20 protein-coding genes are annotated in these 23,088 nt (G+C 74.4%); 17 read left to right on the top strand and 3 right to left on the bottom strand.

The window, feature by feature from the left end; translation table 11 throughout:
- Nucleotides 1–181 precede the first annotated feature (181 nt).
- The 10 genes from GL259_RS17780 (at nt 182) to GL259_RS17735 (ending at nt 12,215) form a co-directional block, all read left to right on the top strand.
- Nucleotides 182–1,144, top strand: coding sequence for an EamA family transporter (locus GL259_RS17780; protein ID WP_159533964.1), 963 nt, complete (start codon nt 182–184; stop codon nt 1,142–1,144).
- Nucleotides 1,145–1,503: 359 nt separating this feature from the next.
- Nucleotides 1,504–2,301 (top strand): TIGR03084 family metal-binding protein, encoded by a 798-nt coding sequence (locus GL259_RS17775; RefSeq protein WP_159533962.1) that lies wholly within the window; start codon nt 1,504–1,506, stop codon nt 2,299–2,301.
- Nucleotides 2,298–3,989, top strand: a complete 1,692-nt coding sequence (locus GL259_RS17770; RefSeq protein WP_159533960.1) for an acyclic terpene utilization AtuA family protein — start codon at nt 2,298–2,300, stop codon at nt 3,987–3,989. The genes GL259_RS17775 and GL259_RS17770 overlap by 4 nt, the downstream gene beginning before the upstream one ends.
- A complete protein-coding gene (locus tag GL259_RS17765; protein WP_159533958.1) occupies nt 3,986–5,584 on the top strand; it encodes a carboxyl transferase domain-containing protein in 1,599 nt (532 codons plus the stop codon). Before GL259_RS17770 ends, GL259_RS17765 begins: the two co-directional genes overlap by 4 nt.
- A 5-nt stretch (nt 5,585–5,589) precedes the next feature.
- Nucleotides 5,590–7,443, top strand: coding sequence for a biotin carboxylase N-terminal domain-containing protein (locus GL259_RS17760; protein WP_159533956.1), 1,854 nt, complete (start codon nt 5,590–5,592; stop codon nt 7,441–7,443).
- A 79-nt stretch (nt 7,444–7,522) separates the two neighbouring features.
- Complete coding sequence (locus tag GL259_RS17755; RefSeq protein WP_159533954.1) at nt 7,523–8,668, top strand: acyl-CoA dehydrogenase family protein; 1,146 nt, start codon at nt 7,523–7,525, stop codon at nt 8,666–8,668.
- A gap of 17 nt (nt 8,669–8,685) precedes the next feature.
- Nucleotides 8,686–10,266, top strand: coding sequence for a 4-coumarate--CoA ligase family protein (locus tag GL259_RS17750; RefSeq protein WP_159533952.1), 1,581 nt, complete (start codon nt 8,686–8,688; stop codon nt 10,264–10,266).
- On the top strand, nt 10,263–10,997 hold the full coding sequence (locus GL259_RS17745; protein WP_159533950.1) for an enoyl-CoA hydratase family protein: 735 nt from the start codon (nt 10,263–10,265) through the stop codon (nt 10,995–10,997). Before GL259_RS17750 ends, GL259_RS17745 begins: the two co-directional genes overlap by 4 nt.
- Complete coding sequence (locus tag GL259_RS17740) at nt 10,985–11,599, top strand: TetR/AcrR family transcriptional regulator (protein ID WP_159533948.1); 615 nt, start codon at nt 10,985–10,987, stop codon at nt 11,597–11,599. Before GL259_RS17745 ends, GL259_RS17740 begins: the two co-directional genes overlap by 13 nt.
- Nucleotides 11,600–11,633: 34 nt before the next feature.
- Nucleotides 11,634–12,215 (top strand): hypothetical protein, encoded by a 582-nt coding sequence (locus GL259_RS17735; protein ID WP_159533946.1) that lies wholly within the window; start codon nt 11,634–11,636, stop codon nt 12,213–12,215.
- Between the two features lie 163 nt (nt 12,216–12,378).
- Here the strand turns inward: GL259_RS17735 and pdxH are convergent, their stop codons facing one another.
- On the bottom strand, nt 12,379–13,065 hold the full coding sequence (pdxH, locus tag GL259_RS17730) for a pyridoxamine 5'-phosphate oxidase (protein WP_159533944.1): 687 nt from the start codon (nt 13,063–13,065) through the stop codon (nt 12,379–12,381).
- 271 nt (nt 13,066–13,336) lie between these two features.
- Between pdxH and GL259_RS17725 the strand changes: the two genes are divergently transcribed.
- The 4 genes from GL259_RS17725 (at nt 13,337) to GL259_RS17715 (ending at nt 17,207) form a co-directional block, all read left to right on the top strand.
- Nucleotides 13,337–14,437, top strand: coding sequence for a citrate synthase 2 (locus GL259_RS17725; protein WP_159533942.1), 1,101 nt, complete (start codon nt 13,337–13,339; stop codon nt 14,435–14,437).
- A gap of 322 nt (nt 14,438–14,759) precedes the next feature.
- Nucleotides 14,760–15,185 carry a RidA family protein gene (locus GL259_RS38795; protein ID WP_243762324.1) on the top strand — a complete coding sequence of 142 codons (426 nt, stop codon included), beginning with the start codon at nt 14,760–14,762 and terminating at the stop codon, nt 15,183–15,185.
- Between the two features lie 3 nt (nt 15,186–15,188).
- Nucleotides 15,189–15,641: a GNAT family N-acetyltransferase gene (locus tag GL259_RS38790; RefSeq protein WP_243762323.1), complete on the top strand. Its 453-nt coding sequence runs from the start codon at nt 15,189–15,191 to the stop codon at nt 15,639–15,641.
- A gap of 141 nt (nt 15,642–15,782) precedes the next feature.
- A complete protein-coding gene (locus GL259_RS17715; RefSeq protein ID WP_243762322.1) occupies nt 15,783–17,207 on the top strand; it encodes a PAS domain-containing protein in 1,425 nt (474 codons plus the stop codon).
- Between the two features lie 62 nt (nt 17,208–17,269).
- Here the strand turns inward: GL259_RS17715 and GL259_RS17710 are convergent, their stop codons facing one another.
- On the bottom strand, nt 17,270–18,025 hold the full coding sequence (locus GL259_RS17710; RefSeq protein ID WP_159533938.1) for an SIS domain-containing protein: 756 nt from the start codon (nt 18,023–18,025) through the stop codon (nt 17,270–17,272).
- A 326-nt stretch (nt 18,026–18,351) separates the two neighbouring features.
- Between GL259_RS17710 and GL259_RS17705 the strand changes: the two genes are divergently transcribed.
- A complete protein-coding gene (locus GL259_RS17705; RefSeq protein ID WP_159533936.1) occupies nt 18,352–19,044 on the top strand; it encodes a metal-dependent transcriptional regulator in 693 nt (230 codons plus the stop codon).
- A gap of 492 nt (nt 19,045–19,536) precedes the next feature.
- Nucleotides 19,537–20,415, top strand: coding sequence for an alpha/beta hydrolase (locus GL259_RS17700; protein ID WP_159533934.1), 879 nt, complete (start codon nt 19,537–19,539; stop codon nt 20,413–20,415).
- Between the two features lie 151 nt (nt 20,416–20,566).
- Here GL259_RS17700 and GL259_RS17695 read toward each other — a convergent pair whose 3' ends face one another.
- On the bottom strand, nt 20,567–21,220 hold the full coding sequence (locus tag GL259_RS17695; protein ID WP_159533932.1) for a bifunctional DNA primase/polymerase: 654 nt from the start codon (nt 21,218–21,220) through the stop codon (nt 20,567–20,569).
- Between the two features lie 317 nt (nt 21,221–21,537).
- On the opposite strand from GL259_RS17695, the gene GL259_RS17690 reads away from it, so the two are divergent.
- Nucleotides 21,538–22,923: a transcriptional regulator gene (locus GL259_RS17690; RefSeq protein ID WP_159533930.1), complete on the top strand. Its 1,386-nt coding sequence runs from the start codon at nt 21,538–21,540 to the stop codon at nt 22,921–22,923.
- The last annotated feature ends 165 nt before the right edge of the window (nt 22,924–23,088 follow it).

The following is a 23,088-nucleotide window of genomic DNA, read 5'->3' as shown; positions in this document are numbered from 1 at the left end:
TGGGACGGTACCCGGCACGGCGCCCGGCCGACCGGCCGCCCGTCCCGTGGACGTCTGTTGACAGCCGCACCCCGGAGCCTGACAGTTGCATGAAAGAGTTATGCGCCTGACTGAGTCCACTGTCATGGACTCGGTAGTACAGTGAAGTGAATAACTTCCCGTCCCGTCCCTGGAAGGCCCCGTGAGCAGCCCCAGCGCCGTCCCCGGCATCCCGACCCCGGCCGTCGCCGCCCCCGAGGCGGCGCGGTCCACCGGCCGCGCACCCCTCCCCGGCCGCTGGGGCTCCCTGGGTCCGGTGGGCCTGGTGCTCGCCGGCGGCGTCTCCGTGCAGTTCGGCGGCGCGCTGGCGGTGATGCTGATGCCCCGGGCCGGCGCCCTCGGCATCGTCGCCCTGCGCCTGGCCGTGGCGGCCGCCGTCCTGCTCCTGGTCTGCCGGCCCCGGCTGCGCGGGTACTCGCGCGCCGACTGGGTCACGGTGATCGCCTTCGGCGTCGCCATGGCGGCGATGAACGGCCTCTTCTACCAGTCGGTCGCACGGATCCCGCTGGGGCCGGCCGTCACGCTGGAGGTCCTCGGCCCGCTGGCCCTGTCCGTCGTGGCCTCCCGGCGGGCGGTCAACCTCCTCTGGGCCGCCCTGGCCCTGGCCGGTGTGTTCCTGCTCGGGGGCGGAGGCTTCGACAGCCTCGACCCCGTGGGCGCCGCGTTCGCCCTGGGGGCCGGCGCCATGTGGGCCGCCTACATCGTCTTCAGTGCCCGCACGGGCCGCCGCTTCCCCCAGGCCGACGGACTCGCCCTCGCCATGGCGGTCGGCGCGGTGCTGTTCCTCCCGCTGGGCGTCGCCGAGTCCGGGACCAGACTGCTCGACCCCACCGTCCTCGGCCTGGGCGCGGCGGTCGCGCTGCTGTCGTCGGTCCTCCCGTACACCCTGGAGCTCCTCGCCCTGCGCCGGCTGCCCGCGTCCGCCTTCGCGATCCTGATGAGCCTGGAGCCGGCCATCGCGGCCGCCGCGGGCTTCCTCCTCCTCGACCAGGCCCTCTCCGCCACCGAGGCCGCCGCCATCGCCCTGGTCGTCGTGGCGAGCATGGGGGCGGTGCGGACGCAGGTGGGGCGGAGGCGCGCGAAGGAGCCGGGGGCGGCCTCCTGACGGTTGCCGCGACGCGGCGAGGCGCGCCGGGACCGGAATCGCTCCCGTGGTCCCCCGGACCGGCCGGACCCGCGGACGGAGGAACCCCCGGGCCCCGTTCGGGCCCGGGGGTTCCTCCGTCCGCATGACCGCGCGGCTCCCGGAACCCCTCACCCTCCGGCGGGCCGCGCCCGGCCCTCTCCTCCGGCGACTCGGCGGGAGGGGCGGGCGCGGCGGCCCCGCGGGACCGGACGGTCCGGGAGCCGGGGCCGGGGGCGGGAAAAATTCATGCAAGCATGCTTGCTTGTTTCTCGCGCCGCTGCCATGCTCCCCGCAACCGCGCCGCACACCGCCGTGCCCGTGCCCGAGGGGAGCGCCTCGTGTCCGATCCGACGCCCGTGATCGACGATCTGCGTGAGGAGAGCGAGGAGGTCGACCGGCTCGTGGCCGGACTGGGTCCCGGGCAGTGGGCGTCGCGGACGCCCGCCGCCGGGTGGACCGTGGCCCACCAGATCGCCCACCTCGCCTGGACCGACCACTCGGCGCTGCTCGCCGTCACCGACGCGGACGGGTTCCGGGCGCTGGTCGAGCAGGCCCTCGCCGCCCCGCACACCTTCGTCGACGACGGCGCCGAGGAGTACGCCCGGTCCGCGCCCGCCGAACTGCTCGCGCGGTGGCGCGAGGGGCGCGCGGCACTGGAGAAGGCACTGCGGTCGGCGCCGCCCGGCGCCCGCTTCCCCTGGTACGGGCCCCCCATGTCGGCCGCCTCCATGGCGACGGCCCGGCTCATGGAGACCTGGGCCCACGGACTGGACGTGGCGGACGCGATCGGTGTGGTGCGCCCACCCACCGACCGGCTCCGGCATGTGGCGTGGCTCGGGGTGCGCACCCGCGACTTCGCCTACGGCGCGCACGGGCTCACCCCGCCCGCCGGCCCCTTCCGCGTCGAGCTCGTCGCACCGGGCGGCGAGCTGTGGACCCACGGCCCCGAGGACGCCCCCCAGCGCGTCACCGGCCCCGCGCTCGACTTCTGCCTCCTGGTCACCCAGCGCGCCCACCGCGCCGACCTCGCCCTCACCGCCGACGGCCCCGACGCCGACCGCTGGCTGGACATCGCCCAGGCGTTCGCCGGGCCGCCCGGAAGCGGGCGGGCGCCGAAGGGGGACACCGCGCGGTGACGGCGACGACCCTGCGCGTCGGCAACTTCTCCGGCTTCTACGGCGACCGCTCCGACGCCCTGCGCGAGATGCTCACCGGCGGCGAGGTCGACGTCCTCACCGGGGACTACCTCGCCGAGCTGACCATGCTCATCCTGGCCCGCGACCGGCTGAAGGACCCCTCCGCCGGGTACGCCCGCACCTTCCTGCGGCAGCTGGAGGACTGCCTCGGCCTCGCCCGCGAGCGGGGAGTCAGGATCGTCACCAACGCCGGCGGGCTCGATCCGGGCGGACTCGCCGACGCCGTGCGCGCCCTGGCCGGCCGGCTGGGCGTCCCCGTGCGGGTCGCCCACGTCGAGGGCGACGACCTCACCGCGCGGTACCCCGGCAGCCTCGCCGCCCACGCCTACCTCGGCGGCTTCGGGATCGCGCGGTGCCTGCGCGCGGGCGCCGACGTGGTCGTCACCGGGCGGGTCACCGACGCGGCCCTCGTCACCGGGCCGGCCGCCGCGCACTTCGGCTGGGCGCCGACGGAGTACGACCGGCTGGCGGGCGCGGTCGTCGCCGGGCACGTGCTGGAGTGCGGGACGCAGGCCACCGGAGGGAACTACGCCTTCTTCGGCGAGGGCGGGCCGGGGCGCGTCCGGCGGCCCGGGTTCCCCCTCGCCGAGATCCACGCCGACGGCACCGCCGTCATCACCAAGCACCCCGGGACCGGCGGCTTCGTCGACGTCGGCACCGTCACCGCGCAACTGCTGTACGAGACCGGCGGCGCCCGGTACGCCGGGCCGGACGTCACCGCACGGCTGGACACCGTACGGCTCGCCCAGGACGGACCCGACCGGGTGCGCGTCGAAGGCGTCCGGGGAGAAGCCCCTCCGCCCACGCTCAAGGCCGGGCTCAACCGGCTCGGCGGCTTCCGCAACGAGGTCGTGTTCGTCCTCACCGGGCTCGACATCGAGGCCAAGGCGGACCTCGTGCGGGAGCAGATGTCCGACGCGCTCGCCGAGTCGCCGCCCGCCGAGGTGCGCTGGGAGCTGGTGCGCACCGACCGGGCCGACGCCGGCACCGAGGAGACCGCCAGCGCGCTGCTGCGGCTCGTCGCGCGGGATCCCGCGCAGGAGGCGGTCGGGCGGGCGCTGAGCGGGGCGGCCATCGAGCTGGCGCTGGCCAGCTACCCCGGGTTCCATGTGTTGGCGCCCCCGGGGAAGGGTTCCCCCTATGGGGTCTTCGAGGATGTGTACATCCCCCATGGTGACGTCGACCATGTGGCCGTCCTCCACGACGGACGCCGAATCCCCGTGCCACCGGCCCACGACACCGCCGTGCTCGAGGACGTACCGGAACCCGCGCTCCCCGAACCGCTCCCCGCGGGACCCACGACACGGGCCCCCCTCGGCCTCGTCGCCGGCGCCCGCAGCGGCGACAAGGGCGGGAACGCCAACGTCGGCGTCTGGGTCCGCTCCGACGACGCCTGGCGGTGGCTCGCGCACGAGCTGACCGCCGAGCGGTTCCGGGAGCTGATCCCCGAGGCCCGCGACCTGCCGGTCACCCGGCACGCACTGCCCCGCCTGCGCGCCCTGAACTTCCTCGTCGAAGGCATCCTCGGCGAGGGCGTCGCCGCGCAGGCCCGCTTCGATCCGCAGGCCAAGGCGCTCGGCGAATGGCTGCGCTCCCGGCACCTGGACATCCCGGAGGTCCTGCTGTGACGGTCCTCGAATCCGCCCTCGACACCACCGGCCCCGACTACCGGGCGCACCGCGAGGCCATGCTCGCCAAGCTGGCCGAACTCGACGCCGAGCACGCCAAGGCCCTCGCGGGCGGCGGCGAGAAGTACGTCGAGCGGCACCGCACGCGCGGCAAGCTGCTCGCCCGCGAGCGCATCGAGCTGCTCCTCGACCCCGACACGCCCTTCCTGGAGCTGTCCCCGCTGGCGGCCTGGGGGAGCGAGTACGCGGTCGGCGCCTCGCTCGTCACCGGCATCGGCGTCGTCGAGGGCGTGGAGTGCCTGATCACCGCCAACGACCCGACCGTGCGCGGCGGCGCCAGCAACCCCTGGAGCCTGAGGAAGGCCCTGCGCGCCAACGACATCGCGCTCGCCAACCGGCTGCCCTGCATCAGCCTCGTCGAGTCCGGCGGCGCCGACCTGCCCTCCCAGAAGGAGATCTTCATCCCGGGCGGTGCGATCTTCCGGGACCTCACCCGGCTGTCGGCGGCAGGCATCCCCACCCTCGCCGTCGTCTTCGGCAACTCCACCGCCGGAGGCGCGTACGTCCCCGGCATGTCCGACCACGTGATCATGGTCAAGGAGCGGGCGAAGGTGTTCCTCGGCGGCCCGCCGCTGGTGAAGATGGCCACCGGGGAGGAGAGCGACGACGAGTCCCTGGGCGGCGCCGAGATGCACGCGCGCGTGTCGGGCCTCGCCGACCACTTCGCCGCCGACGAACCGGACGCGCTGCGCCAGGCCCGCCGGATCGTCGCCCGCCTCAACCACCGCAAGGCGTACGACGACCCGGGACCGGCCGCCCCGCCCAAGTACGACGAGGACGAACTCCTCGGCATCGTCCCCGGCGACCTCAGGACCCCCTTCGACCCGCGCGAGGTCATCGCGCGGATCGTCGACTCCTCCGACTTCGACGAGTTCAAACCGCTGTACGGGACCAGCCTGACCACCGGATGGGCCACCCTGCACGGCTATCCCGTCGGCATCCTCGCCAACGCCCGGGGGGTCCTCTTCAGCGAGGAGTCCCAGAAGGCCGCCCAGTTCATCCAGCTCGCCAACCAGCGCGACATCCCGCTGCTCTTCCTGCACAACACCACCGGCTACATGGTCGGCAGGGAGTACGAGCAGGGCGGCATCATCAAGCACGGCGCGATGATGATCAACGCGGTCAGCAACTCGAAGGTCCCCCACCTGTCCGTCCTCATGGGCGCCTCCTACGGCGCCGGGCACTACGGCATGTGCGGTCGCGCCTACGACCCCCGCTTCCTGTTCGCCTGGCCCAGCGCCAAGTCCGCCGTCATGGGCCCGCAGCAGCTCGCCGGCGTGCTGTCCATCGTCGCGCGGCAGTCGGCGGCGGCGAAGGGACGGCCGTACGACGACGAGGCGGACGCGGCGCTGCGCGCCATGGTGGAGCAGCAGATCGAGTCCGAGTCGCTGCCGATGTTCCTGTCCGGGCGGCTGTACGACGACGGCGTCATCGACCCGCGCGACACCCGCACCGTCCTCGGCCTGTGCCTGTCGGCCGTCCACACCGCGCCCTACGAGGGCGCGCGCGGCGGCTTCGGCGTCTTCCGGATGTGAGGCCCGTGATTACTTCCGTTCTTGTGGCGAACCGGGGCGAGATCGCCTGCCGTGTCGTGCGCACCTGCCGCGAGCTGGGCATCCGCACCGTCGCGGTGCACTCGGACGCCGACGGAAACGCCCTCCACGTGCGCGTGGCCGACACGGCGGTACGGCTGCCGGGGACGGCGCCCGCCGACACCTACCTGCGCGGCGACCTGATCGTGAAGGCCGCCCTCGCGTCCGGCGCGGACGCCGTGCACCCCGGCTACGGCTTCCTCTCCGAGAACGCCGGCTTCGCGCGCGCCGTCCGGGACGCCGGCCTGGTGTGGATCGGGCCGCCCCCGGAGGCGATCGAGGCGATGGCGTCCAAGACGCGTGCCAAGGAACTGATGGGCATCGAGCCCCTGCGGGAGGTCACCGAGTCCGACCTGCCGGTGCTGGTGAAGGCGGCGGCGGGCGGCGGCGGACGCGGGATGCGCGTCGTACGGCGCCTCGTGGACCTGGACGGCGAACTGGCCGCCGCCCGCGCGGAGGCCGCGAGCGCCTTCGGCGACGGCGAGGTGTTCGTCGAGCGGTACCTCGGCGGTGACGCGGGCGCCCGGCACGTCGAGGTGCAGGTGCTCGCCGACACCCACGGCACCGTGTGGGCGCTCGGCACCCGCGACTGCTCCCTCCAGCGCCGCCACCAGAAGGTGATCGAGGAGGCCCCGGCGCCCGGACTGTCCGCGCCGCTCACCGAGGAGCTCCACGCCCTCGCCGTGCGCGCCGCGCGCGCCGTCGCCTACGTCGGCGCCGGGACCGTCGAGTTCCTCGTCGCGGAGGAGCGGGCGCACTTCCTGGAGATGAACACCCGCCTCCAGGTGGAACACCCGGTCACCGAGGCCGTGTTCGGTGTCGACCTCGTCGCCGAGCAGATCCGCGTCGCCGAGGGCCACGCCCTCCCGGACGACCCGCCCCGCGCGCGCGGACACGCCGTCGAGGCCCGCCTCTACGCCGAGGACCCCGCCCGGGACTGGGCCCCGCAGACCGGCCGCCTGCACCGCCTCGCCGTCCCCGGCGCCGTCCGCCTGGACACCGGCTACACCGACGGCGACGACATCGGCGTCCACTACGACCCCCTGATCGCCAAGGTCGTCGCCCACGCCCCCACCCGCACGGAGGCGGTCCGCAAGCTGGCCTCGGCGCTGGAACGCGCGGTGATCCACGGCCCCGTCACCAACCGGGACCTCCTCGTCCGCTCCCTGCGGCACGAGGAGTTCGCCGAAGGCCGCACGAACACCGGCTTCTACGACCGCCACCTGCCCGCACTCACCGGACCGGCCCCCGACCCGCACGCCCCGCTCGCCGCCGCCCTCGCCGACGCCCACGGCCGCTCCCGCTTCGGCGGCTGGCGCAACGTGCCCTCACAACCGCAGACGAAGCGGTACGCGACGGCCGACGGGGAGCACGAGGTCCGCTACCGGCACACGCGCGACGGCCTCGCGGCCGACGGGGTGCAGGTCGTGCACGCCGACGCGGGGCTCGTGATCCTGGACGTGGACGGCGTACGACGCCGCTACGAGGTCAGCCGTCACGGCGACCGCGTGTACGTGGGCGCCACCGCCCTCACCGCCCTGCCCCGCTTCCCCGACCCCACCGCCCAGCACGCCCCCGGCTCCCTCCTGGCCCCCATGCCGGGCACGGTCGTCCGCGTCGCCGAGGGCCTGACCGAGGGGGCGGCCGTGACGGCCGGACAGCCCCTGCTGTGGCTGGAGGCGATGAAGATGCAGCACAGGATCACCGCCCCGGTCACGGGAACCCTCAGCGCCCTCCGGGCGGCACCGGGACAGCAGGTGGAGGTCGGCGCCCTCCTGGCGGTCGTGGAGGCAACCCCCTGAGAGCGCGGGGCCGCACGGGACGTGCGGCCCCGCCGCTCGGGCCGGCCGGCCGCACACCACCCGAAGCCGAAGGAGACGCATGACCACCCTCATCGAATCCGAGGAGCACAAGGCGCTCCGCGAAGCGGTCGCCTCGTTCGCGCGCCACCACCCCCGCACCCCCGGCACCGACAACCGGCCGTTCTGGCAGGAGGCCGCCGAGCTCGGCTACATCGGCGTCAACCTGCCGGAGGCGTACGGCGGTGGCGGCGGCGGCATCACCGAACTCTCCCTCGTACTGGAGGAGATGGGCGCCGCCGGCAACCCCCTGCTGATGATGATCGTCTCCCCGGCGATCTGCGGCACCGTCATCTCCCGCTTCGGCACCGAGGTCCAGAAGCGGGAGTGGCTGCCCGCCCTGGCCGACGGCAGCCGCCTGATGGCCTTCGGCATCACCGAACCCGACGCCGGTTCCAACTCCCACCGCATCACCACCACCGCGCGGCGCGACCCCGACACCGGCGACTGGCTCCTGACCGGCCGCAAGGTGTTCGTCTCCGGTGTCGACATCGCCGACGCCACCCTCGTCGTGGGCCGCACCGAGGACGCCCGCACGGGCAGGCTCAAGCCCTGCCTGTTCATCGTCCCGCGCGACGCCGAGGGCTTCCGCAGGCGCCCCATCGACATGGAACTCAACGCCGTCGAGAAGCAGTTCGAGCTCACCCTCGACGACGTCCGGCTGCCCGCCGGCGCACTCGTCGGTGACGAGGACGCGGGCCTCCTCCAGCTCTTCGCCGGTCTCAACCCCGAACGCATCATGACTGCCGCCTTCGCGATCGGCATGGGCCGCCACGCGCTCGCCCGCGCCGTCGAGTACGCCCGCGACCGCACCGTCTGGGACGCCCCCATCGGCGCCCACCAGGCCATCGCCCACCCCCTCGCCCAGGCGCACATCGACCTCGAACTGGCCCGCCTGATGATGCAGAAGGCCGCCCGCCTCTACGACGCCGGCGACGACACGGGCGCCGGGGAGGCCGCCAACATGGCCAAGTACGCGGCGGCCGAGGCCTGCGTGAGGGCCGTCGACCAGGCCGTGCACACCCTCGGCGGGAACGGCCTCACCCGCGAGTTCGGGCTCGCCTCGCTGATCACCGCCGCGCGCGTGTCCCGTATCGCCCCGGTGAGCCGGGAGATGATCCTCAACTACGTCTCCCACCAGACCCTGGGCCTTCCCAAGTCGTACTAGGCCGTCCTGGAGGAACCGTGTTCCGCAGCGAGTACGCAGACGTCCAGCCCGTCGACCTCCCCATCCACGAAGCCGTCCTGGGCCGGGCCGCCGAGTTCGGCAGCGCCCCGGCGCTGATCGACGGCACCGACGGCACCGCCCTCACCTACGAGCAGGTGGACCGGTTCCACCGGCGCGTCGCCGCCGCCCTCGCCGAGGCCGGCCTGCGCAAGGGCGACGTGCTCGCCCTGCACAGCCCCAACACCATCGCCTTCCCCGTCGCCTTCTACGCGGCCACCCGCGCGGGCGCCTCGGTCACCACCGTCCACCCGCTCGCCACCGCCGAGGAGTTCGCCAAGCAGCTGAAGGACTCGGCGACCCGCTGGATCGTCACCGTCTCACCGCTGCTGGACACCGCGCGCAGGGCCGCCGGACTCGCCGGGGGCGTCGAGGAGATCCTCGTCTGCGACAGCGCCCCCGGACACCGGTCCCTGATCGACATGCTGGCCTCCACCGCCCCCGAGCCCGAGCCCGGCATCGACCCCGCCGAGGACGTCGCCGCCCTGCCGTACTCCTCCGGCACCACCGGCGTCCCCAAGGGCGTGATGCTCACCCACCGCCAGATCGCCACCAACCTCGCCCAGCTCCGGCCGCTGATCACGGCGGGCCCCGGCGACCGCATCCTCGCCGTCCTGCCGTTCTTCCACATCTACGGCCTGACGGCCCTGATGAACGCCCCGCTGCGGCAGGGCGCCACCGTCGTCGTCCTGCCCCGCTTCGACCTCGAGACGTTCCTCGCGGCCGTCCAGAACCACCGCATCACCGGCCTGTACGTGGCCCCGCCCATCGTCCTGGCCCTCGCCAAGCACCCCCTGGTCGACCGGTACGACCTGTCGTCCCTGAAGCACGTCGTCAGCGCCGCCGCGCCCCTGGACGCGCACCTCGCCGCCGCCTGCTCGCGGCGGCTCGGCCTGCCGCCGGTCGGCCAGGCGTACGGCATGACGGAACTGTCGCCCGGCACCCACGTCGTCCCCCTGGACGCCATGCACGAGGCGCCCCCCGGCACCGTCGGCAAGCTCGTCGCCGGCACCGAGATGCGCGTCGTCTCCCTCGACGACCCCGGCCAGGACCTCGGCCCCGGCGAGACCGGCGAGATCCTCATCCGCGGGCCCCAGGTCATGAAGGGCTACCTCGGGCGCCCCGACGCCACCGCCGCGATGATCGACGAGGACGGCTGGCTGCACACCGGCGACGTCGGCCACGTCGACGGGGCGGGCTGGCTCTTCGTCGTGGACCGCGTGAAGGAACTGATCAAGTACAAGGGCTTCCAGGTCGCCCCCGCCGAACTCGAGGCGCTGCTGCTCACCCACCCCGGCATCGCCGACGCCGCCGTCATCGGCGTCCACGACGAGGACGGCAACGAGATCCCGCACGCCCACGTCGTCCGTCAGCCGTCCGCCCCGGAACTCTCCGAGGCCGAGGTCATGGCGTACGTCGCCGAGCGCGTCGCCCCCTACAAGCGCATCCGCCGCGTCACCTTCATCGACGGCGTCCCGCGCGCCGCCTCCGGCAAGATCCTGCGCCGCGAACTCCGCGCGGCGCACGAGGAGCCCTCGTGACCCTGATCGGCCGCACCCGCGCGCGGGGCGTCGAAACGCTCTCCCTCGACGCCCCGCACCACCGCAACGCCCTGTCCGCCGCCCTCGTCGGCGAACTCGCCGGCGCGCTGAGCGACGCGGGCGGGGACACCGGCGTCCGCGCGGTGGTCCTCACCCACACCGGCACCACCTTCAGCGCCGGCGCCGACCTGCGCGACCCGCCCGCCCCCCGGGCCCTGGTGGACCTGCTCCGGCAGATCGTCGAGCTGCCCAAACCGGTTCTCGCACGGGTCACCGGGCACGTCCGCGCGGGCGGCCTCGGCCTGCTCGCCGCCTGCGACATCGCCGTCGCCTCCCACGCGGCGACGTTCGCCTTCACCGAGGTCCGCATCGGGGTCGCGCCCGCCGTGATCTCGCTGCCCCTGCTGCCCCGCACCGACCCGCGCGCCCTGGCCCGCTACTACCTCACCGGTGAACGCCTCGACACCGCCGAGGCCACCCGCACCGGCCTGCTCACCGCCGCGGGCGACGACGTGGACGAGGTCCTCGCACCGATCCTCGACGGCCTGCGCAGGGCCGCCCCCGAGGCCCTGGCCGAGACGAAACGGCTGCTCACGGCTAAGGTGCTGGAGACCTTCGACCGGGACGCGGCCGACCTGACCGCGCTCTCGGCCCGGCTGTTCGCCTCCGCCCACGCACGGGAGGGGATGACGGCCTTCCTCGAACGACGGGATCCGCAATGGGTGGTGTGAGCACGGCCGACCGTACGGAACGAGTCCCCAAGCAGGACCGCAGCCGGGCCACCCGGCAGCGGCTCCTGGAGGCCGCCGTGGCCTGCCTCGCCGAACACGGCTGGGCGGGCTCCACGGTCTCCGTCGTCGCCGAACGCGCCGGCGTCTCCCGGGGCGCCGCCCAGCACCACTTCCCGACCCGCGAGGACCTCTTCACCGCCGCCGTCGAGTACGTCGCCGAGGAACGCTCCACCGCCCTGCGCGCCCTCTTCCCCGAAGGCACGGCGGCCGGTGACCGCCGCGCCGTGGTCGCGGCGCTGGTCGACCTCTACACCGGCCCGCTGTTCCGCGCCGCCCTCCACCTGTGGGTCGCCGCCTCCGACGAGGAGCAGCTGCGCCCGCGCGTGACCGAGCTGGAGTCGCGCGTCGGCCGCGAGACCCACCGCATCGCCGTCGACCTCCTCGGCGCCGACGAGACCCGCCCCGGCGTCCGCGAGACCGTCCAGGGACTCCTCGACATGGCCCGCGGCCTCGGCCTCGCCAACCTCCTCACGGACGACACGGCCCGCCGCGAGCGCGTGGTGTCCCAGTGGGCGGCGCTGCTGGAGGAAGCGCTGCGCTGACGGCGCTGTCAGTGGCGGGGCCTACGGTCTCCGCATGGGTGATCACTTCCAGACGGTCGTCGACCTCGACGCCGGCGCCGACGAGGCGGCACGACTCGCGGACCGCGTGGTCGCGTGGCTGGTGGACGAGGGCATCGTCCTCGCCGAGCGGACCGGCTGCGTCCTCGGCCGGCCGCTCGGGCACCCGCCCGGCCCGAACTGGCACCGCGCCGTGGCGGAGGACGACGCCGGCTGGAAGCCGTCGGACGGACTGGCCGTGGAGGTGGGGCGCACGGTCTTCCACGGCGGCCAGGGCGGCCCCGAGGCGGTGACCTGCCCGCGGTGCGCGGCCACCACGTCGCTGGTCACGGACGACTGGGAGCCGGTCGACGGCGTCTGGGCGCCCTTCGGCGCCGCCATGAGGACCTGGCACGAGACCGGGGAGGCCCAGGTCGCCTGCCCCGTCTGCGCCGAGCCCGTCCCGCTGCCCGAGTGGAGCTGGGCCGACGACTACTTCGCCTTCGCCCACCTCGGCTTCGAGTTCTGGAACTGGCCCGAGTTCACGCCGGAGTTCCTGGCCGGGTTCTCCCGCGCCCTCGGCGGCCACCGCACCGCGCACGTGTGGGGCAAGCTGTGAGAACCCGCGCGATCACGCCCGCGCACGGGCCTCGCGCACCGCGCGGGACACCGGTGACGTCGTCCGCCGTGACATCGCCGCGCACGGCGGGGGCGCGGGCCCCGGCCGCCGCCCCGCGCGGCGAGAGCCCCGCGGACCCGTCCCGCCCGCGGGGCCCGCCCGGTCACGGGCTCAGCCGCTCCACCCGCCAGCCCCCGCCCGCCCCGGCGACGTAGCGCAGGCGGTCGTGCAGGCGGTTCTCCCGGCCCTGCCAGAACTCCACCGCCTCCGGGACCACCCGGAAGCCGCCCCAGTGAGGCGGTACCGGCACCTGCTCGTGCTCCGGGTAGCGGGCCGCCAGGTCGGCGTAGGACGCGTCGAGCTCCGCGCGGCCGGCGATCACCGAGGACTGGCCGCTGGCCCACGCGCCCAGCTGGGAGCCGTGCGGACGGGTGCGGAAGTAGGCGGCCGTCTCGTCCCGGCCGGTGCGGCGCGCGGTGCCGGTGACGATGACCTGCCGGGCCATCGGGTGCCAGGGGAACAGCAGCGAGACGTGCGGGTTCTCGGCCAGGTCACGGCCCTTGCGGGAGTCGTAGTTCGTGTAGAAGACGAACCCGTCCTCGTCGAAGTGCTTCAGCAGCACCGTGCGCGAGCTGGGCCGGCCGGCCGCGTCCGCCGTGGAGACGACCATGGCGTTCGGCTCGAACAGCCCGCCCTCCGTCGCGGCCTGTTTGAACCAGCGCGCGAACTGCTCGACGGGGGTGGCGGCCAGGTCGGTCTCGGAGAGCCCCTCGGTCCGGTAGTGCTTGCGCATCGAGGCGAGATCGAAGGGAACGGCGTCTCGGTCGGTCACGCCGTCATCCTGCCGCATGCGCGGATCCCGCGGGGGAGCGGTGTCCTTCGTCACTCCTGGCACTGAGTGCCGCGAACCCTCCCCAAGGATGGCACCCGGGGATATCGTGCAGGCACTGATCCGGTTGGGTGACCGCCAACCGGGCATCACAGGGGTGACGTCCCGGACCGCGAGTCCTCACCAGCCCGACCGCGGATCCAGCGGACGCGCCCGCTTCCGCCGATCGACCGGCACATGGTCGTCCCACCCCACAACACCATCTGTCACCCACCTGACGAGGAGCCGCCTGATGTCCGACTTCGTACCCGGGCTCGAGGGAGTCGTCGCGTTCGAAACGGAGATCGCCGAACCGGACAAGGAGGGTGGCGCCCTGCGGTACCGGGGCGTCGACATCGAGGATCTGGTCGGGCACGTCTCCTTCGGCAACGTCTGGGGGCTGCTCGTCGACGGGGCCTTCAACCCCGGCCTGCCGCCCGCCGAGCCGTTCCCCATCCCCGTGCACTCCGGCGACATCCGCGTCGACGTCCAGTCCGCGCTCGCCATGCTGGCGCCCGTCTGGGGCCTGAAACCACTGCTCGACATCGATGCCGAACAGGCCCGCGAGGACCTCGCCCGGGCCGCCGTCATGGCCCTCTCCTACGTCGCCCAGTCCGCGCGCGGCCAGGGCCTGCCCATGGTCCCGCAGCGCGAGATAGACAAGGCGCAGTCCGTCGTCGAACGCTTCATGATCCGCTGGCGCGGCGAGCCCGACCCCAAGCACGTCGCCGCCGTCGACGCCTACTGGACGTCGGCCGCCGAGCACGGCATGAACGCCTCCACCTTCACCGCCCGCGTCATCGCGTCGACCGGCGCCGACGTGGCCGCGGCCCTCTCGGGCGCCGTCGGCGCCATGTCGGGCCCGCTGCACGGCGGGGCGCCCTCCCGCGTGCTGCACATGATCGAGGAGATCGAGCGCACCGGGGACGCCGAGGCGTACGTCAAGCAGACCCTCGACAAGGGCGAACGCCTCATGGGCTTCGGCCACCGCGTCTACCGCGCGGAGGACCCCCGCGCCCGCGTCCTGCGCCGCACCGCCCGCGAGCTCGGAGCCCCGCGCTTCGAGGTCGCCGAGGCCCTGGAGAAGGCCGCCCTGGCCGAACTCCACGCCCGCCGCCCCGACCGGGTCCTCGCCACCAACGTCGAGTTCTGGGCCGCCATCGTCCTGGACTTCGCCGAGGTCCCGGCCCACATGTTCACCTCGATGTTCACCTGCGCCCGCACGGCGGGCTGGTCGGCCCACATCCTCGAGCAGAAGCGCACCGGCCGCCTGGTCCGCCCCTCGGCCCGCTACGTCGGCCCGGGCAGCCGCGACCCGCGCGAGATCGAGGGCTACACGGACATCGCCCACTGACCCCGGGCCCGGAACGCAGACGACCCGCGAGTCGGGTTCCTCCGTGGAGGAGCCGGCCGGACGTACCGGCGACTCGCGGGTCGGGTGACTGCTCGGGATTGGGCCGGCTGCGCGCTTCTCTCACGCGCTGGTCCGGCACCGCACGGAATGTGGTGACGGGCCGCTAGCCCGCAGCCACCTCACGCGTCCGGTATTCACACATCTGCCGAACCACCTCCCTTCTCGTGTACCTGGAACTCTAGGAAGTGCCCGGCCCACGAATCAACCGCTTTTTTCGCGATCCGGCTGATCCCCTCGATGTCGATCACTTAACGTCCAGGTCATGGGCGAGACACGGCGGCAGGCGATTCTCAGCGGGTCGGAGTTCGAGGAGCGGATCGGGTACGCGCGGGCCGTCGTCGACGGTGACCGGGTGTGCGTGTCGGGGACGACCGGGTTCGACTACGCGACGATGACGATCTCCGACGACGTGGTGGAGCAGGCCGAGCGGTGCCTGCGGAACATCGGGGCGGCGCTGGAGGGGGCGGGACGCACCTTCGCCGACGTCGTGCGGGTGCGGTACCTGCTGCCCGCGCGGGAGGACTTCGAGCCGTGCCGGCCGGTGCTGAGGCGGTGCTTCGGCGAGGTGCGCCCGGCCGCGACGATGCCGGAGTGCGGTCTGTCGGATCCCCGTATGAGGATCGAGATCGAGGTGGACGCGCGGCGGGGCAGCGGGGCCGGGGCCCCCGGCCGGCGGACGGAGGGCTGAGCGGTGGCCGCTCTTCGGGTCGGGGCCGTGGACGGCGAGGCCATGCTGGAGCAGTGGCGGTACGTGCACAACGTGATCGTGCCGCCCGCCGCGGTGTCGCTCGACGAGGTGCGCGAGCGCGGTGAGCGGTACCGGCTGGAGAACGCCTACCTCGGTGGGGAGATCGTCGGCTGCTCCACCGTGCGCCCGCCGGAGGGGGAGGAGCGGGTCGCGACGGTGATCGCCCGGGTGCTGCCCGCGTTCCGCGGGCGGGGGATCGGCACGGCGCTCTACGGGAGGGGGCTGGCGCACGCGCGCGGGCTCGGGGCCGGCGCGGTCGGGACGGTGGTGCTGGCGGCCAACGCGGAGGGGCTGCGGTTCGCGCGGGCGCGCGGGTTCGCCGAGTGGGAGCGGTACGTCCTGGACGGCGGGAGCGACGAGTGGGTCGACCTGCGGCTGGCGTCCTTCCCCGGGTGACCGGGGGGTTCGGGGCGGGCGTACAACGATTCCCTCAATCTTGCGGGAACCGGATGTGCGCTGGGTCACGTTCAAGTTGAATGATTGCAAGTGAGCGAACCGGCGTGCCGTGCGTGCGGACGCAGCCTGCAGGGGGTCCAGGTGAGTGCTTCCCGGCGTAGTGGGACCACCGACGAGCTGGGGCCGGACGAGCCCGAGCCCGGGCGGGAGGGCGCGGGCGGGTCCGATCTGCTCGCCGCGTTGCTGGACGGTATGGACGCCGCCCTGTGCGCCTTCGACGCGGACGGGACGGTGACGCACTGGAACCGTGAGGCGGAGCGGATCCTCGGGTGGACCGCGGCCGAGGCGGTGGGCCGGCGCGGGTTCGCCGGATGGGCCGTGCGCAGCGCGGACGCCGAGGAGGTCGAGGCGCGGCTGATGTCGGCCATGGACGCGCCGGGCCGGCAGGTGCACGAGTTCGCGCTGCTGACGAAGGACGGCGGCCGGGTGCTGGTGCGGACGCAGTCCGCGGCGGTGCGCGGGCCGGACGGGAGGCCGGCGGGGGTGTACTGCGCGTTCAGCGAGGTGCACGCGCAGATCGACCTGGAGCGTTCCATCGCGCTGAGCGAGGCGCTGCTGGAGGACGCGAGCTGGGGTGTCGTCCTGGTCGACGCCGATCTGCGGCCCGCGGTGGTGAACGCGCACGCGGCGCGGGCGCTGGGCGCGGGGCGGACGTCCGTGCTGGGGCGGCCGCTCGGCGAGTTGCTGTCCCAGGGGGTGGAGGAGCTGGAGAGCGCGCTCACCCATGTGCTGGCGGAGGGTGCGCCGCCCGCGCCCGCGGACGTGTGGGTGAGCGTGCGGACGCCCGAGGGCGAGCGGCGGCGGTGCTGGCGCAGCGGGTTCGTGCGGTTGTCGTCACCGCTTGCGGAGGAGCCGGTCCCGCTCGGTGTCGGCTGGATGTTCCAGGACGTGACCGAGTCCCGGCAGGGGGCGCAGGAGGCGTCGCTGCTGCGGTTCCGCGCGCAGCAGCTGCACCGGGCGGCGCGGGCGGCCGCGGAGTGCGAGGACCCGGCGGAGGCGGTGACGGTCCACCTGGACTTCGCGCTGGCGGGGTTCGCCGACCACGCGCTGGTCGACCGGGTCGCCGACGGTGCGGCGGACGGCGGGGAGGCCGCCGAGCCGGTGCGGCTGGTGCGGGTCGCGGCCACGCCGTCCGGGGCCCCGGGGCCGAGCAGGCTCGCCGGCCGGACGGGTCTGCCGGTGCGGTACGGCGAGGGGCACCCGGCGGTGCAGTGCGTGGTGCGGGCCGGAACGGTGCGGGTCGGTGCGGGGTCCGTGTCCGCCGAGGAGGCGCGGGCGTGGGCGCTGGCCCGGCAGTGGCCGGCGGAGGCGGTGCACGCCTTGTGCACGGTGCTGCGCAGCCGGGGCCGCACCCTCGGCGCCGTGACGTTTCTGCGCGACGCGGGCCGCAACGCGTTCGAACGCTCCGACGCGATGTACGCCGAGGACGTGGCGGTGCGCATCGCCACGGCGCTGGACCTGGCGGAGCTGGCCGGGAAGGCCGGGGCGCACGCGGACGGGCCGTGACCGCCCCCGCCGGCCGCGGTGTGTCCCCCCGGCGCCGGTGAGGGCCGCTCCCCCGGTGCCGCTCAGTGCCCGTAGAAGATCCGGTCCCCGTACTGCTCCAGGATGCGGCCGTTCCACTCGTGGCCGCCGTCCACGTTGCCGGAGCGCAGGAGCGGGGGCTCGATGCCCCGGTCGGCCAGGGTGGCGGCGGCGGTGGCCATGACGGCCTGGAGGAGGGCCGTGGTGACGACCGTGGACGCGGGGGCGAAGGGGGCCGGGACGTTGTCGAGGGTGAGCTCCGCGTCGCCGACCGCGATCTTGGAGTCCAGGACGAGGTCGCAGTGGTCCTTCAGGTACGTCCCGGAGGCGTGCCGGGACGTGGTCCGGGACGCGTACGCCACCGAGGTCACGCCGATGACGCGCACGCCCAGGGCGCGGGCGTGCACGGCCATCTCCACGGGGAGGGCGTTGCGGCCGGACAGGGAGACGATCACCAGTGCGTCGCCCCGGCGGACGGGGGAGGAGTCCAGCACGGCGCTCGCGAGCCCGTCGACCCGTTCCAGGGCGGAGCCCAGCGTGGCCGGCCGCACGTCGACGCCGACGACGCCCGGGACGACGAGCAGGTTCATCAGGGCCAGGCCGCCCGCGCGGTAGACGAGGTCCTGCGCGGCGAGGGAGGAGTGACCGGCGCCGAAGGCGAAGAGCCGGCCGCCGTCCGCGACCGTGTCGGCGAGCAGCGTGCCCGCGGCCGCGATGGAGTCGGCCTCCTCGTCGCGGACGCGCTGCAGCAGGTCGATCGCGGCGTCGAGGAACTGACCGGCAGGCGTGCGGTCGCTCATACGGCATCCCTTCGGTGGCTCTGCTGCGGATCACCGTGCGGTCTGGACCAGTGCCGTGTCAATACGGCGGCCGGGGGTGCGGCGCCCCCGGTCCGGGACGCCCGGGACGGCGGGGACCCCCGGGCCGCGGGGACGGGCGGGACCGGTCCCGGAACCGCCCGGCGGGACCGTCCGCGGGGGCCGCGCACCCCGCGAAGGCCCTTGTTCCGACGGCGCGGCACGCTTGTCGGTCCCATGCGTCAGAATTGAGTCCTGGGCCAGCGCACGTGCCGGTGAGCAGTCCAGCCTCCGGCAGAGTCAACCGCAGATCTCATCGAGGGGCACGTATGTCCGGACTGATCGACACCACGGAGATGTATCTCCGCACCATCCTCGAGCTGGAGGAGGAAGGTGTGGTCCCCATGCGCGCCCGGATCGCCGAACGGCTCGACCAGAGCGGTCCGACGGTCAGTCAGACGGTGGCCCGGATGGAGCGCGACGGCCTGGTGTCCGTCGCCAGCGACCGCCACCTGGAGCTCACGGACGAGGGCCGCCGGCTGGCCACGCGCGTGATGCGCAAGCACCGCCTCGCCGAGTGTCTGCTCGTCGACGTGATCGGTCTGGAGTGGGAGCAGGTGCACGCCGAGGCCTGCCGCTGGGAGCACGTGATGAGCGAGGCCGTGGAGCGCCGCGTGCTGGAGCTGCTGCGGCACCCGACGGAGTCGCCGTACGGCAACCCGATCCCGGGGCTGGAGGAGCTCGGCGAGAAGGACGGCGCCGACCCGTTCCTGCACGAGGGCATGGTCTCGCTGGCCGACCTCGACCCGGGCCCGGAGGGCAAGACGGTCGTGGTGCGCCGGATCGGCGAGCCGATCCAGACGGACGCGCAGCTGATGTACACGCTGCGCCGGGCGGGTGTGCAGCCCGGTTCGGTGGTGAGCGTGACGGAGTCGGCGGGCGGGGTGCTGGTCGGCAGCAGCGGTGAGGCGGCCGAGCTGGAGTCGGACGTCGCCTCCCACGTGTTCGTCGCCAAGCCCTGACCGGTTCCGGGCGCTGCGTGCGCGCCCGCGCCGATGTGATCGCGTCGAATCCGTGATCCAGTACGTCGAATTCCAGCGCCCGCCGGATCCGCGTGCGAGGCTGTCGCGTGAGGCATATGACCTGAGGGGTTCTTGGCCGGGCCCGGCAGCGGTGCCGCCCGGCCGGGGAAGGGCGGGACGATGTGCCGTGACCACGTGAGGAGCCCCGGCGCCCTAGGGCGCCGGGGCCCGTCCTCCCCTGTGCTGACCCGGAGCCCCGAGCTCTCAGGGTCATTCCCCTCGGACCGGTTTCCCCGAGCGGTCCGCCTCCCGTTGAAGATCTCCCCGCGGTCGCGGCGATCAATCCCCGAGAGATGTCACTCGAACGAGGGGTGTTTCCGGCCAGGACGGCATTCTCGAATGCGCATTCGATAATCTGCGGGCGACCGCGGCAGCGGGCAGGACGAGCACGGCAGGCAGCGGGCAGTCAGGGAGCTTGGGGGTGCCACGACCATGGCGCGACGCATCGACGTGACCGGGGCGGACGGCGTACGACTCGCCGCCTGGGAGTTCGGCGACCCGCCCAAGACCGGGGCCGACCCGGCGGAGGGCGCCGCGCAGGGCGCCCCGGGCGTGCTGTTACTGCACGGCCTGATGGGCCGCGCCTCGCACTGGGCGTCCACCGCCCGCTGGCTCTCCGAACGCCACCGCGCCGTCGCCCTCGACCAGCGCGGCCACGGCCGCAGCGACAAGCCCCCGCAGGCCGCCTTCACCCGCGACGCCTACGTCGCCGACGCCGAGGCCGCCCTCGAACAGCTCGGGCTCGGCCCGTCCGTCCTCATCGGCCACGCCATGGGCGCGCTGACCGCGTGGCAGCTGGCCGCCAAGCGCCCCGACCTGGTCCGCGGGCTGGTCATCTGCGACATGCGGGCCTCCGCCCTCGGCGGCGCCTCGCAGCGCGAGTGGGCCGAGTGGTTCAGGGCCTGGCCGGTTCCGTTCGCCACGCTCGCCGACGTGCGCAAGTGGTTCGGCGAGGACGACCCGTGGGTGGAGCGGCCCAACCCGGCGCGCGGCGCGTTCTACGCCGAGGTGATGGCCGAGTCCCCGGACGGCTGGCGTCCGGTCTTCGACCCGGAGCAGATGCTCCGCTCCCGCGAGACCTGGGTGTTCGACGCCCACTGGGAGGAACTGGCCCAGGTGCGGTGCCCCGCCCTGGTGGTCCGCGGCCTCGACGGCGAACTGGGGCGCGCGGAGGCGCAGGAGATGGTGCGCGTCCTGCCCCACGGCCAGTACGCGGAGGTGGCCGACGCGGGCCACCTGGTCCACTACGACCAGCCGGAGGCCTGGCGGGCGGCGATCGAGCCGTTCCTGGAGGCGCTCGGCCGGCCCTGACGCGCAGGGCCCCGGGCGGATCCCCCGGGAGCCCGCTCACCCCCTGCTGACCGCCGCGAGGATCTCCGGCAGACGGCGGGCCGTCCGCGGGGCGGCGAGGCGCAGGCCCAGCAGGGTCAGGGCCGCTCCGTACAGCGTGCCCGCGGGCGCCCTACCGGTCCCGCCCGCACGCGTAGGCCAGCGGCGGGATCAGCTCCTCCGCGTCCGGCAGCCACCGGTTCGCCGGCGTCGGCCGGCAGGCCCACTGCACGGCCCCCCGGGAACCGAACCGCGTGGGCGGCGCGGCGACGTACGTCCCCTCGCCCAGCACCGTCAGATCGAGCGAGGACGGGGCCCAGCCCAGCCCCCGCACCAGGTGCGGCACCTTCGCCGCCGCGCCCGGCAGCACGAAGAACTCCATGCGCCGGGCCGGCGTCAGGGTCACCGGGCCGAGCGGCAGCTCCATCCGCTGCATCCGGGCCAGCGCCAGGAACCCGGCCGTCTCGGGGACCGAGACGGCGTCGAAGGTACGGCCCGTGGGCAGCAGGATCGAGGCGGCCGGGTGCTGCTGCCACATGCGGCGGGCGACGGTGGCGCTGCCGGTCGCCCGGGTCGCCCAGTCGGGCCCGGCCGGGTGCGCGCCGGGCGCGGGGCACGCGGCGTCACCGCACGAGCAGCGGTGCACCCCGTCGACGGTCTCCAGCCAGGTGCCCGGGAACACGTCCCAGTGTCGCTCCTCGGCGTAGCGAACTGCGGTGTCCAGCAGCGGTGCCCCGCGCTGCTTCGGGATCTGTGCGGCTTCGGTGCCCGGGATCGTCTCTTCCACGATGAACACAACTACGGCCGTCACCGGGGGTTACGCCCCCGCCCGCGTGCGCGGGGGAGGAGCACCGGTCCCGGTCCCGGGGCGCATGGGTGCATGCGCGGGGGCGCGCGGGGGATCCGGGGCCCCGGGTGGGTAGCCACGAGGGGGGCGGGCATCAGTCGCTACCCCGGCAATCCTCACATGCTTCGCATCACCGGCACGTCGGCGGGGCATCGATCTTCACGGCCGGACCTTTTCGCCGGGACGTGAGAAGCACGGCCGCGGAAGACACGTCAACTCGGTGCGTGGGCAGGCACCGCAGCCTCAGGGGGTACGCCATGGCCGCAAGGCCTCTCGTCGCGCGGCAGCCGAACGAACGGCTGCAGGCGCTCATCCAGGAAGCCGGATGCTCCAACGCCGGACTGGCCCGCAGGGTCAACATGTGCGGCGCCGAGCACGGCCTCGACCTGCGCTACGACAAGACGTCGGTGGCCCGCTGGCTGCGCGGACAGCAGCCGAGGGGCCGGGCACCGGCGATCATCGCGGAGGCGCTGGGCCGCAAGCTGGGCCGCACGGTCACGATCGACGAGATCGGCATGGCCAACGGCAAGAACCTCGCGGCGGGCGTCGGCCTCCAGTACTCGCCGACGGTACCGGGGGCCGTCGAGCAGGTCTGCGAGCTGTGGCGCAGCGACGTGGGCCGGCGGGACTTCCTGTCCGGCTCCTCCGTCGCCGCCTCCGCGCTGGTGGAGCCGAGCCGCGACTGGCTGATCTCCACGCCCGACGCGCAGGTGGCGCGCTCGGCCGGACCGCGCGTGGGCCGGTCCGACGTGGCGGCCGTACGGTCCATGACGCAGGCGCTGGTGGACCTGGACCACCAGTACGGCAGCGGGCACGTGCGCCCGGTCGTCGTGCACTACCTCAACAGCGTGGTCTCGGGGCTGCTGGCGGGGTCGTACCGGGAGGCCGTCGGGCGGGAACTGTTCGCCGCCGTCGCGCGGTTGACCGAGCTCGCCGGGTACATGGCCGTCGACACCGGGCAGCCGGGCCTGGCCCAGCGCTACTACATCCAGGCGCTGCGCCTCGCGCAGGCGGCCGGGGACCGCGGTTACGGCGGATACGTGCTCGCCGCCTCCATGAGCCACCTGGCCGCACAGCTCGGGAACCCGCGCGAGATCGCCCAGTTGGCGCGCGCGGCGCAGGAGGGCACGCGGGGGCGGGTGACGCCCCGCGCGGAGGCGATGTTCCACGCGGCGGAGGCGCGCGGGCACGCGCTGATGGGCGACGCCCACGCCGCGCAGACGGCGGCCGGGCGAGCGGTGAGCGCGATGGAGGCGGCCGATCCGGCCTCCGGGGACGACCCGGCGTGGATCGCGCACTTCGACGGGGCCTACCTGGCCGACGAGCTGGCGCACTGCCACCGTGACCTCGGGCAGGCCGAGGCCGCCGCGCGGTGCGCACGGGAGTCCCTGGCCGGCCATCCCGGGTCGCGGGCACGGCGGCGGGCGATCGGCTACGTGCTGCTGGCCACCGCGCAGGTGCAGCAGCGGGAGATCGAACAGGCCTGCCACACGGGCCTGAAGGCGGTGGAACTGCTCGACGGGCTGAGGTCCGACCGGGGCGCCGCCTACCTGGAGGACCTCCAGCAGCGCCTGGAGCCGTACCGGGAGGAATCGGTGGTGCGGGAGTTCGGGGCGCGCATGGAGTTCCGGGCGGCCGCGTGAACGGCGGGTACGCCTCCGGGTGAACGCACGGGGACCGGGGGGCGGAGGGGAGGGATGGCGCAACCAGCGTGCGGTGAGCCGGTCTTGTTACCGCGCTCACAGGGCACGAGGCCCGGTTCGGTGCTGCGTGGCACCGGGCTCCGGGGACCCGGTAGCGTGAGCCGA

This window comes from Streptomyces sp. Tu 3180, assembly GCF_009852415.1.
In the GTDB taxonomy this organism is placed as follows: domain Bacteria; phylum Actinomycetota; class Actinomycetes; order Streptomycetales; family Streptomycetaceae; genus Streptomyces.
Note: the sequence above shows the minus strand (reverse complement) of the source record. Positions and strands in the feature narration are given on the sequence as shown.